Annotated in this window: 9 protein-coding genes; 5 read left to right on the forward strand and 4 right to left on the reverse strand. The window is 45.4% G+C overall.

The annotated features are described in order from the left end of the window. Window positions 1–3 precede the first annotated feature (3 nt). Entirely contained in the window at window positions 4–2292 is a 2289-nt protein-coding gene (locus ACWYVB_RS19750) for a DNA internalization-related competence protein ComEC/Rec2 (RefSeq protein ID WP_457529864.1), read from the reverse strand. Between the two features lie 8 nt (window positions 2293–2300). Between ACWYVB_RS19750 and ACWYVB_RS19755 the strand changes: the two genes are divergently transcribed. Then, the gene (locus ACWYVB_RS19755; RefSeq protein WP_006742150.1) at window positions 2301–2810 is read left to right on the forward strand and encodes a DUF2062 domain-containing protein; all 510 of its coding nucleotides are present in this window, start codon (window positions 2301–2303) and stop codon (window positions 2808–2810) included. A 149-nt stretch (window positions 2811–2959) separates the two neighbouring features. On the opposite strand, the gene lolE is transcribed toward ACWYVB_RS19755, so the two are convergent. From lolE to lolC, 3 genes are read right to left on the reverse strand one after another with little or no spacing between them, the layout of a single operon-like run. Beyond that, window positions 2960–4204 (reverse strand): lipoprotein-releasing ABC transporter permease subunit LolE, encoded by a 1245-nt coding sequence (gene lolE / locus ACWYVB_RS19760; protein ID WP_139059759.1) that lies wholly within the window; start codon window positions 4202–4204, stop codon window positions 2960–2962. Window positions 4205–4206: 2 nt separating this feature from the next. Then, window positions 4207–4914 (reverse strand): lipoprotein-releasing ABC transporter ATP-binding protein LolD, encoded by a 708-nt coding sequence (gene lolD, locus ACWYVB_RS19765; RefSeq protein WP_374092659.1) that lies wholly within the window; start codon window positions 4912–4914, stop codon window positions 4207–4209. Beyond that, the gene (gene lolC, locus ACWYVB_RS19770) at window positions 4907–6115 is read right to left on the reverse strand and encodes a lipoprotein-releasing ABC transporter permease subunit LolC (RefSeq protein ID WP_457529867.1); all 1209 of its coding nucleotides are present in this window, start codon (window positions 6113–6115) and stop codon (window positions 4907–4909) included. Before lolC ends, lolD begins: the two co-directional genes overlap by 8 nt. 249 nt (window positions 6116–6364) lie before the next feature. Here lolC and ACWYVB_RS19775 point away from each other — a divergent pair, with 249 nt between their 5' ends. The 4 genes from ACWYVB_RS19775 (at window position 6365) to ACWYVB_RS19790 (ending at window position 11891) form a co-directional block, all read left to right on the forward strand. After that, window positions 6365–6934, forward strand: a complete 570-nt coding sequence (locus ACWYVB_RS19775) for a PilZ domain-containing protein (RefSeq protein WP_114322529.1) — start codon at window positions 6365–6367, stop codon at window positions 6932–6934. A 5-nt stretch (window positions 6935–6939) separates the two neighbouring features. Next, entirely contained in the window at window positions 6940–10401 is a 3462-nt protein-coding gene (gene mfd / locus ACWYVB_RS19780; protein WP_457529870.1) for a transcription-repair coupling factor, read from the forward strand. A 7-nt stretch (window positions 10402–10408) separates the two neighbouring features. Then, a complete protein-coding gene (locus tag ACWYVB_RS19785) occupies window positions 10409–11179 on the forward strand; it encodes a peptidoglycan binding protein CsiV (protein WP_074191059.1) in 771 nt (256 codons plus the stop codon). 163 nt (window positions 11180–11342) lie between these two features. Continuing rightward, window positions 11343–11891 (forward strand): GNAT family N-acetyltransferase, encoded by a 549-nt coding sequence (locus tag ACWYVB_RS19790; RefSeq protein WP_005390628.1) that lies wholly within the window; start codon window positions 11343–11345, stop codon window positions 11889–11891. Window positions 11892–11893: the final 2 nt, after the last annotated feature.

Consider the following 11893-nt stretch of genomic DNA (forward strand, 5'->3'; position numbering starts at 1 on the left):
AACTTACAGACCTAATTCGACATTAGGTCTTTTTATATTAGTTCCGCTACGCAGCATCTGCCTATACCAAGGCTCAAATGTATCGCTACGTTTGGTTTCTGAGCGCCAATTATCACGGTGAATAGAGAAGCTTACCTGACCATATTCCCCAGTATCAAGCCAAGTAATGTCAAGCTTGCGATATGCTGCAACAACATGTTCTGCCGGCATTCCCCATTGATTATTTTTTGCCAAAGAAGCAACGGCCACACTCGGGTTTACCGCTTCAATAAAGCGAGGATTCGACGAACTTTTACTACCATGATGAGGGACCAACATCACATCACTTTTTAACTTTTCAGGCTCCCTGAGCAAGATCCACTCGCTAATGGTCTCAATATCACCAGTAAAAAGCATACTGAACGTAGAAATAGGGTCGGTAAGACGTAGTACACAGGAGTGCGGATTATATGCACGTTGAACAAGAGCAGGAGGCCAAAGTACTTCTATATTTAACCCTTGCCATTTCCAATGATCGCCGCGAGTACAAGACTCATATCCGATAAAGTTTTGGCTACTGAGTTTGCGCTGTGGCGAAAAGGCATCTTCAATGAACAAGCGCCCTCCTGCATGGTCATTGTCGGAATGGCTGAGGATCATCGTATCGATGCTTTCATAACCTCGTTGATGCAAGACCGGAGTGACGACCTGCTCCGCAATACTGCCATTTTGCCATGCTTTACCTGTGTCATAGAGCAACACTTTATCGTCTTTTTCTACAATCACCGCAAGGCCATGGCCCACATCTAGTACATCAATGCGCCAATGTTGCTGATCATATTCCGATGTGAGCTTAATACTAATTACAATGCCAAGTAACAAACACCACGCGTACTGAAACATGAATCGTTGAAACACCAAGCAAGCAATTCCCGCCAGAATCAACCCTGTCATTTCTATACTAATGGGTTGCCAGGAGCCTATCGCGTACTGTATTGACGTGCTCAATGGCTGCAATGACCAGTCCACCAACTGCCACAGAGACTTTGCTATCATTTCAAGAAATAAAGATGAGAACAGGGCCAGAAACGTCAAAGGCACAACGATAAATCCGAACCAAGGAATAAACGCCAAGTTGTATGCAATTGATGACAAACTGAAACCAGAAAAGTAATAGCCACTAATAGGCACGATTAACACACTCAACATCAATTGAGTAAGCAATAGCACTTTTAACTTCGCCTTCCAGCCCCCGTTTTGATGCCGAATCAAATTGATTGCGAACAACACTGCGCAAACTGACAAATACGATAACCAAAAACTCATGCTATACGATGCAAAAGGTTGAACAAGCAGTTGTAGCGCTACCGCGAGCAAAAGTACCCGCCAGGAAGCCCAGTGCACTAAGGTATATTTGAGAACGACGTAAATAACACATACCGACACCGCGCGGGTAGTAGGTAATGAGAAGTCCGCTAACCAAGCATAGGCAACGGCAAACATCAGCCCACATAAGCTAGGCAATAGCTGGTATTGAGGTAACGCATAACGAATGGCACCGCCCACCACTAGCCCAAAAGTAAACGCCATACCAATATGTAAGCCCGAAATCGAGACCAAGTGCAGTAAACCACTGTCTCTGAGTGCTTGCCAATCCTCCTTAGATAACCAAGAGCGATCGGCAAAAACTAACGCATTTATTAACGAGAAATGATGAAGGGAGGACACATCCTCCGAAACATCAGCGATAATGGCTTGGCGCAAAGATGTAGTAGAGCGAATAATCCAGGTAACATCCTTGTTAACAACACCGCGTGCGATAATACTTTTACCCATTGCGTGCTTTTCGGCGTCAAAACCAGCTTCGTTGCGTAGGCCTGTAATCGGCTTTAACGAGACGGATGTCGTAAACTCACTGTTAACATCGAGTGGAAAAGGCGTAATAAGACGGATTTTAGGTTTAAGAAAGGGTAACAGAGTTTGAGAATTTACCTTTTTTAGAGCCACAATGCCTTCATATCCGTGACTTATTTGCGTAAAAGGGCTGTCAACTTTACCAATTATGGTAATATTCTCCCCTGCTTGAAAAAGGGCTTGTCTCTGAGACTCCAATACATTGCCGTGGACGATGACAACCATAAAGCCCGCAATTGCGCCTATGCTAATTAAGCCACGACGTAATTTGATTATTGAGCCAGTGGTTATTATTCCCAGCAGCAACCAACGCCAATCTGGTATTGTCGGCCACCAAGCTGACGAAATTACGCTCGCTACAAATAACGCCAAGGTCCAACTTTTTTCTGAGAGAGTCATGCTGTCCTATGCCTAGAAAGCTGATAAAACGCTTCATGCCAGATCATGAATTGATCAAACGCCAAAAAGCATTGAAGGTCTTCGGCAATGTGTTGTACAACCCGAACTTGTGGTGTTTAAATCGTCGCTCTGCGTCCGGGGCTTTTGCTGTTGGGTTATTTATGGCATTTGTTCCGCTACCAAGCCAAATGATCATGGCTGCAGGTTTGGCAATCATGCTTGGCGTCAATTTACCTCTCTCCGTCGCTTTGGTATGGATAAGCAACCCTATCACCATGCCTGTGTTATTTTATTTTGCGTATAAGCTTGGCGCTTTAGTGATGCATGTTCCTCCGCAACCTTTCCACTTTGAACTTTCATGGGAATTCATCATGCAACAGATGAGCACTATTGGCCCTCCATTCTTATTAGGCTGTGCTATCTGTGGTGTCATATCCGCGATTATTGGCTACTTCGGCATTAGAGGACTTTGGCGCTACTCAGTAGTTCGGAGCTGGCAAAAACGCAAAATAAGATAAGACGTTACTGCATAAAAATCAGTATTTGCGCTATCAGTTGAGGGGCACCTAACAGTTAGAATGAAATACGATGTCGCTCAAGTTGGATAAATACAAAAAAGGACCGAGTTCGGTCCTTTTTTGCTTTTCTCGTATTGTAAAACGGTTGGTTATTTAGAACTCAGCACCGCTGCTGGATTTAACTTCGCGGCGCGAGAAGCGGGATACCACGTTGCAAGCAAACTCAAAACGATCGCCGTCACCGACACCAATGCTACGTCTGGCCAGTGTAACTGTGATGGTAAGAAGTCGACGAAGTAAATATCACCCGATAAAAACTGATGACCGATTAAGCTCTCTAACCCTTTAATTAACGGAGTCAGGTTTAACGCCACTAAGACACCAATAACACTGCCGACGAGACTGCCAAATACACCAGAGAACACGCCTTGCCAAACAAAGATACGTTTGATTAGGCTATCTTTTGCTCCCATTGTTCGCAAAATTGCAATTTCTGCGGCTCGATCTTTCACTGCCATCATCAGCGTAGACACAATGTTAAAACATGCCACACCAATCACGAGTACCATCACCAAGTACATAATGGTGCGTACGAGCTGAATATCGCGATACAAAAAACCAAACTTTTGCTGCCAGCTTTTCAAATACACGTAAACATCCACCATGCTACCTACCTCACGAACAATAGAAGGCGCATTGAGAACATCATCCGTTTTTAGTGAAATGCCAGTGACCCCTTCCCCTAACCTCGCGTATTGCTGAGCATCCGCTAATGGCACTAACGCTAAAGAATGGTCTATTTGGCCATTCAACGTTAAGAACCCAGACACCTTCACGCGCACACGCTTGGGAGCCTGCACTTTGTTTGCGCCGCCTGTTTGCGGAATCATCAACGTAATGTAATCCCCCACTGCGACATTTAGCTCGTTTGCAACACCTCGGCCTAAGATCACTTGCTGCTGACCGGCATAAAAGTTTTGCCAAGCTTCTTGGTCAATAAAATTCGATAAGCTCGACACCGCTTGCTCGAAAGTAGGCTCTACGCCACGAACTTCTATCGCTTTTAGCTTACTGCCTTTTTCTGCTAAGCCCGTAAAACGAACGTACGGCGCTGCCGCAACAACATCTTCATGGTTTAGAGCTTGATTCATCGTTTTGGTGTAGTTATGAAGCGGGCCATTAACGCCTTCCAACTCACCGTGTGGAATAACTGACAACACACGCGATTGCAGCTCGCGCTCAAAGCCATTCATTGCAGAAAGACCGATAATGATCACGGCTACACCAACCGCAATGCCAATCGTTGAAGAAAGCGAAATGAAAGACACCATCTTGTTGCGCTTTTTCGCTCGACTGAAGCGACCACCAATCATCAATGCTAAAGAGGTAAACAAAATTAGCCCTCCGCAAACGCAGTATCAGTCACAAAACGATCCACGAGCAAACCATCTTGCATGTGCATTTGACGATCCATTTTCGCTGCCAGCTCTTTGTCATGCGTGACAACCAAAAATGCAATGTTTGACTCTTTATTGAGCTCGCGCATCAAATCATAGATAGACAGTGCCGTATTATGATCTAAGTTCCCCGTAGGTTCATCGGCCAAAACCAGATCAGGCTTATTCACCAATGCACGCGCAATCGCAACACGCTGACGCTCACCGCCCGATAACTCAGAGGGTCTGTGTTGCATCCGATGACTCAAACCCACTTTATCTAACAGCGCTTTAGCCGCCTGTTTTGCATCCGTTACTTTAGCGCCGCCAATCATCAGTGGCATCGCCACGTTTTCAAGCGCAGTAAAATCAGCTAACAAGTGATGGAACTGGTATACAAAACCAAGGTGCTTGTTGCGTAAAGCCGCCTGTTTATTCGAACTTAAAGCCGATAGGTTTTGCCCTAGAAAATCAACTTCACCATGAGTTGCGTCATCTAACGCCCCTAAAATATGCAATAAGGTACTTTTTCCAGAACCAGAAGAGCCAACAATAGAAACCAGCTCCCCTTTATCGATATCGAAACTTACGCCTTTCAACACTTCCGTATCTAACGAACCCTCTCGGTAGACTTTACGAATATCACGACATTCTAATAGCTTATTCATAGCGAAGTGCCTCAGCAGGTTTAACAGAAGATGCTCGATAAGAAGGATAAAGCGTAGCAGCAAGGCTAAGAGCAATCGCCAACACCACCACTAAAAGAATTTGCAGTGAATCAATCAAAATAGGTAGATGACCACCGAAACTGAATAGCGCCACACCGGCAGATTCAAGAATCGCATTCAGGTTAAGTGACAAGATCACGCCCGCAGCGCCACCGACAATCGCGCCAATTACACCGCTGCTTGCCCCTTGTACCATGAAAATGGTCATCACTTGAGATTGAGTCATGCCTTGAGTTTTCAATATTGCGACTTCTGATTGTTTCTCCATCACCACCATGATTAAGGCGGAGATAATATTGAATGCAGCAACGCCCACAATTAGACCTAGCATAAGTCCCATCATGTTCTTTTCCATTTTCACCGCTTGGAAAAGCTCACCACGCTGTTCGCGCCAATCACTCCATTGCCACCCGTCAGGCATGGGTTGATCAGCAAAATCCGTCACCATAAATGGATCAGAGAAAAAGACACGCCAACCAGAAACCGTGTCTTTCGGAAAACGCATCAGCTTAGATGCATCCGTCATGTTAACAATCATTAATTGACCATCAACGTCCGATCCCGTATTGAAAATACCAGCGACAGTAAAGTTTCGCTGGCTAGGAATACGGCCAAGTGGGGTAAACTGCGTCGCGTTGGTCACCATCAAGCGCACTTTATCCCCGATTGAGACCTTTAGCGAGCGCGCCAAGCTATGACCTAAAAAGACGTTGTAACCGCCCGCTTGAAGTGACGATAATCGCCCGGCAATCAAATGGTTGCTAATCGGGTCGCCTTTCTTTGGTTCAATGCCAATGAGGTAACCTGCCGTCAGTTGCACAGAGCTCTGAATTACAGCCTCTCCACGAACGATAGGCTCCGGTTCAGATTCACTCGACATCGCTTGAACAAATGAAGGGGCAGACTCGGTCAACGGCGTTTTTCCATCGTGTTGTGAAACAACAGCGTGAGGCAGCACACCTAAAATGCGCTCTTTTAACTGCGATTCGAATCCATTCATCACAGAAAGAACCGTCACCAACGCCATTACACCGATCGTAATACCCGCCGTCGACATATAAGAAACAAATTGGCTGAACCTATCTCCAGAGCGGCCCCGAAGATATCTCAAACCAATAAATAATGAGATAGGATGATACATATAAGACAAACCAACTGGTTGTTTTGATATAAAGCTTTAGCAGATTATCTTACCTTACTCTTCTCATTAAGAAGACAAGAGAATCGCTAAATTTGTCAACGACATGCAATAAGTCTGTATTTAGGGCAAAAAGTTCAAGGACAAATCAGGTAAACTTGATAACTTCATTCAGTTAGCGATAATCAGTGCCCTACTTCTCTTTGTTTGTTGAGTGAACAGGGAGCGCTCGCTGGCAAAAGGACCGACTATATGACAGAGCAAGAATACTTTACCGTCCATCATAATCTCACTATCAACGTCGAAACGTTGAGTGCGGATTTTGCTTTGCCAGATGAAGAAACCTTTGTCTCCGAAATTCCAGCACCGTTTATTGTTGCCAGCGAATTTAGCCATCTAGATATGTTGGCAGACAATGCACGTCTAGAGCTAAAAAACAAAGATTTAAAGCATGTGATTAACTTGCTTGATACGCAAAACGCGAAACTTAACCTCTTGTTGAGCTTTATGCTTTCACAACAAGATGACGCCTCCATTCGATACCAAACCACAAAGTTTGGCGCCAGCCAACTCAGTTACCGTTCAGATACAGCGCTATCTGCCCAACAACTCGTTCGTGTTAAACTGTTTCTCGATCATCCTGCTGCAGCGATTTACGGTTACGCTCAAGTAGAAGAATGTGAGGCTTCAGAGCAAGATTTCATTATCACTCTTAGATATAAGATGCTACGTGAATCTGACCAAGATTTGCTGATAAAAGCGGCACTATATCAACAACAAAAACTTTTACGTCAGCGCTCGATGGAGCGAGATAAAAAATAACTCCTATGACAAAAGCAACGATTCTTTCCGTCACCAATCCTTCTGAGCGTGGCGACAAAAAACAGCTAGGTAATTTACCGGGCGCGGCTCTACCTCTAGCTATTGCTGAGCTAGCCAAGCAGCATTCGAGTCACTCGCTACTCGTTGTGCCTGACCCGCAAATTGCTTTAAAGCTTCAGGCAGAGATTGAGCAATTCACCGACCAAACGGTAAGCCTGTTCCCCGACTGGGAAACGCTGCCTTACGATAACTTTTCTCCGCATCAAGAAATCATCTCTGAACGTATCGCACGCCTATACCAACTGCCAAGTCAACGTGATGGCATAACCATCGTCCCGGTCAGTACAGTATTGCAACGCCAATCGCCACGTGATTTTCTGTTGCAACACACTTTAATGGTGAAAACTGGTGATCGAATCTCGCTAGAGAAGTTACGTGTACAACTTGAAAATTCGGGCTACCGCCACGTAGACCAAGTATTTGGGCCAGGTGAATACGCAAGCCGTGGGTCGATTCTGGATCTCTTTCCTATGGGTAGCGATGACCCGTATCGCATCGACTTCTTTGATGATGAGATAGATACCATTCGCACGTTTGATCCAGAGAACCAACGCTCTATCGACGATATTCAGCAAATCCAATTGCTGCCTGCACATGAATTCCCAACCACTAAAGAAGCGATTGAGGATTTCCGTACACGTTGGCGCACCCAATTTGAAGCACGCCGAGAGCCAGAATCGATCTACATGCAAGTGACCAAAGGCACTTGGCCCGCTGGTATTGAGTATTGGCAACCGCTGTTTTTTGACCATACCGAGACTTTATTTGAATATTTGCCAGAAGACTCTCAAGTCATCACATATGGTGATATTGAATCTGCGGTCGATACTTTCTTAACCGATGTCGAATATCGGTACGACCAGAAAAAAGTTGATCCACTACGTCCTCTTTTGACTCCTGAACAACTTTGGCTGAAAAAAGACGAACTCTTCAGCCAACTAAAACAGCTCCCTATGGCTCAATTGAGCCTAGAGAAAGTGGTTAAGCGTGCTGGTCGTCAAAACCTACCAGTACAATCGTTAGCCGAGCTTGGCGTTCAGCAACAAAATAAAGAACCGCTTTCGCGTCTTCGTCAATTCAGTGAGCAATTCAGCGGCAAAATTGTTTTCTCGGTAGAGTCAGAAGGTCGTCGTGAAGCACTAACGGAACTGTTGCAAGGCATCAAAGTTCGCCCAGTCGTACATGGTTCACTTTACCAAGCTCTAGATTCAGATGATCGCTTCAGTTTGATCTTAGGCGCTGCAGAGCATGGTTTCATTCACGAAGAGCTGAACTTCGCTCTGATCTGTGAAAGTGATCTACTTGGTGACCGCGTTATCCAGCGACGCCGCAAAGATAAAAAAGCAGTCAACAGTGACACCGTTATTCGCCACCTTGCGGAATTGAAACCCGGTCAACCCGTGGTTCATATTGATCACGGCATTGGCCGCTACATCGGTTTGCAAACACTTGAAGCTGGTGGCATGAAAACGGAATACGTCACCCTTGAGTATCAAAACGATGCCAAGCTCTACGTACCAGTTTCATCACTAAACCTTATTAGCCGTTATTCAGGCGGTGCTGAAGAAAGTGCCCCACTGCATAAATTGGGTGGCGAGGCTTGGGCAAAAGCACGTCGTAAAGCGGCAGAAAAAGTGCGTGATGTCGCGGCCGAGTTGCTGGATGTTTACGCTAAGAGAGAATTAAAACCGGGCTTCAAATTTGAGCTAGATCGTGGGCAATACGCAACGTTTAAAGCAACGTTCCCATTTGAAGAAACGGATGACCAAGCGATGGCCATCAATGCCGTCTTGTCTGACATGTGCCAAGCAAAAGCGATGGATCGCCTAGTGTGTGGTGACGTGGGCTTTGGTAAAACGGAAGTCGCTATGCGCGCAGCATTTGTCGCAACGGATAACAGTAAACAGGTCGCCGTACTCGTACCGACAACCCTGCTTGCTCAGCAGCATTTCGAAAACTTCCGTGACCGTTTTGCCAACTTACCAATCCGAGTTGAAGTACTGTCTCGTTTTAAATCTGCCAAAGAACAAAAAGTCATTTTGCAAGACGTTGCCGATGGTAAAGTCGATATTGTCGTTGGTACGCATAAGCTGCTTTCAAGCGACATTAAATTCAAAGATTTAGGTTTGTTGATCGTTGACGAGGAACACCGCTTCGGGGTTCGTCAAAAAGAAAAAGTCAAAGCAATGCGTGCGGATGTGGATATTCTTACCCTAACCGCAACACCTATTCCACGTACACTGAATATGGCAATGAGTGGCATGCGCGATCTGTCGATCATCGCGACACCTCCAGCGCGTCGTTTAGCCATCAAAACCTTTGTTCGTCAAAGAGAAGAATCTGTGGTCCGTGAGGCGGTACTACGTGAAATCATGCGTGGTGGTCAGGTTTACTTCCTGCACAATCAGGTAGAGACTATCGAGAAAACCGCGGAAGACTTGCAAAAGCTGATTCCTGAAGCACGAATTACCGTGGCACATGGTCAAATGCGTGAGCGCGAACTGGAGCGCATCATGAATGATTTCTACCACCAGCGCTTTAATGTGTTGGTGTGTACAACGATCATCGAGACTGGTATCGACGTACCAACGGCGAATACCATTATTATGGATCGTGCAGACAACCTTGGTTTAGCGCAACTGCACCAATTGCGTGGCCGTGTTGGACGCTCTCATCATCAAGCCTATGCTTACTTATTAACGCCACATCCAAAAGCCATGACCAAAGATGCTATCAAGCGTCTTGATGCGATTGCCTCACTGGAAGACTTAGGCGCAGGCTTTACTCTAGCAACTCACGACTTGGAAATCCGTGGGGCTGGTGAACTGCTTGGTGACGAGCAAAGTGGGCAAATTCAATCGGTTGGTTTTACACTGTACATGGAAATGCTGGAACAAGCAGTCCAAGCATTGAAAGAAGGTAAAGAACCTTCTTTGGACGAGCTGCTTCGTGAACAAACTGAAGTTGAAATGCGAATCCCAGCGCTCTTGCCAGACGATTACATCCCGGATGTGAATACACGACTGTCGATGTACAAACGTATTGCGAGCGTTACGAGTGGTGAAGAACTCTCAGAGCTCAAAGTGGAACTTATCGATCGATTTGGACTGCTTCCAGACGCGACGAAGAACTTACTTGCTGTCTCAGAATTGAAAATTTCGGCTGGTAGCCTAAAAGCGAAAAAGATAGAAGCCCATGATAAGGGTGGATTTATCGAGTTTTACCCTGATGCTGACATAAATCCAGCGTATTTGGTTAAACTGCTGCAATCACAGCCGCAAAAATTTGCAATGGAAGGTCCAACTAAGTTCAAGTTTAGCGTACCATTGGCGGACCGACGTAAACGCATTCAGTTTGTTCAAGACTTATTGAATGATTTTAAACAAAATTTATTACCAACGAGCTAATAGTCGAATGAGAATACTGATCCCGTTATTGCTTCTATGTGTCTCAATGCCTTCTTGGGCACAGCGTCAATTTGATATTGAAGTGATCATTTTCAAGCGAGCAGTCGACGCTGAAAGCACCACTGAATCTTGGCCGAATCAACTGCCAAAAATCGATATGGAAAATGTCGGCAGCTTAGAGAGTGAATCATACCGTCGCTCTAAAGGCGTAACACTACTGCCACGCTCATCTTTCCGCCTGAATGCGCAAGAAGCGGCATTAAACAACCATGCTGGGTTTAAAGTGCTTAAACACGTAGCATGGCGTCAAGGTGACCGAGGCAAATCTAGCGCCCCAATTTTCCGTATTGTTGGTGGACGAGATTTTTCTGATTCTTATCACGCAGATGGTAGTCCAATCAATGGCAGTACTCAGACATTTTCCACTGACGGTTACAGTGAAGAGACAGTCAACGGTCCTTTGTATGAACTAGACGGTCGATTCCAAATTTACGTGCAGCATTATCTATTCGCTGAAACGACACTAGACCTGCGCGAGCCAAGTGTTAGAGAAGTGCGTTTTGAACCAACTTCAACCGAGCAATTGGCGGATGATTTAGGTGAGGTCGATGGTAATGTTCAAGTGGGTAACTTGGCGGAAATCTCCCCTACAATAACAGAAGAAAAGTTCCTCAAGAGCTATCGAATGGATCAAAAACGCCGTATGCGTAGTAGTGAGACTCATTACCTAGACAACCCATTGATGGGCATGATCATTCAAGTTCGTCGCGTTCGATAAGCACGAGTGATTCAACAAAGCGCAGCATTTGCTGCGCTTTGTTTTTATCTGTTATGTCCTCAGTTATTCCTAACCAACGCAGAGCAAGGAAAATAACTGCGTTACAGTATGAAGTAGACAGTTTTCAAATTACTTAAACTCAACATGGAAGTCGTATCAGTTCATGAGTCCAGATTTTGAAATCATTGCGCCCCGCTTAGCGCTCAAGCTCATCCCTTCTGAAGAAGCTCACTTACTACAACGTTTGCTTGCAGAATCCCCTTCCCTACACCAGTGGCTAGATTGGTGTAATCAAAACATTACGTTGAAAGATGCACAGGACTTCCTGTTGGCAACCCGACTTAACTGGGTAAAAACAGAAGCTTTCGGTTTCGGTATCTATGAGCGACAAAGTAACACTCTAGTAGGAATGGCCGCCGTAAACGAGTTATATCACACGTTTAATATGGCAAGTATTGGCTACTGGGTTGCTGACCGCTATCAACGACAGGGCTATGCTCAAGAAGCCGTTAGAGCCTTGGCTGAATTCTGCTTTGCAAAGCTGAGTTTAACTCGACTGGAAATTGTCTGTGACCCCGACAACGAAGCAAGCCAAACCTTAATTGAGTCAGTCGGTGCACAAAAAGAAACCATCGCCAGAAACCGGTTTATTTTTCATGGTAAGCCTAAGGATGGCGTTGTGTACTCACTTTTACCGGCAGATCTAACATAAAT

The organism is Vibrio sp. JZG10 (assembly GCF_054064075.1).

Excerpts from the sequence above, each read along its gene's own strand:
- ACWYVB_RS19790 (WP_005390628.1), top strand. The coding sequence starts at position 11,343 with ATGAGTCCAGATTTTGAAATCATTGCGCCCCGCTTAGCGCTCAAGCTC.
- mfd (WP_457529870.1), top strand. The coding sequence starts at position 6,940 with ATGACAAAAGCAACGATTCTTTCCGTCACCAATCCTTCTGAGCGTGGC.
- ACWYVB_RS19750 (WP_457529864.1), bottom strand. The coding sequence starts at position 2,292 with ATGACTCTCTCAGAAAAAAGTTGGACCTTGGCGTTATTTGTAGCGAGC.
- ACWYVB_RS19755 (WP_006742150.1), top strand. The coding sequence starts at position 2,301 with ATGCCTAGAAAGCTGATAAAACGCTTCATGCCAGATCATGAATTGATC.
- lolC (WP_457529867.1), bottom strand. The coding sequence starts at position 6,115 with ATGTATCATCCTATCTCATTATTTATTGGTTTGAGATATCTTCGGGGC.
- lolD (WP_374092659.1), bottom strand. The coding sequence starts at position 4,914 with ATGAATAAGCTATTAGAATGTCGTGATATTCGTAAAGTCTACCGAGAG.
- ACWYVB_RS19785 (WP_074191059.1), top strand. The coding sequence starts at position 10,409 with ATGAGAATACTGATCCCGTTATTGCTTCTATGTGTCTCAATGCCTTCT.
- ACWYVB_RS19775 (WP_114322529.1), top strand. The coding sequence starts at position 6,365 with ATGACAGAGCAAGAATACTTTACCGTCCATCATAATCTCACTATCAAC.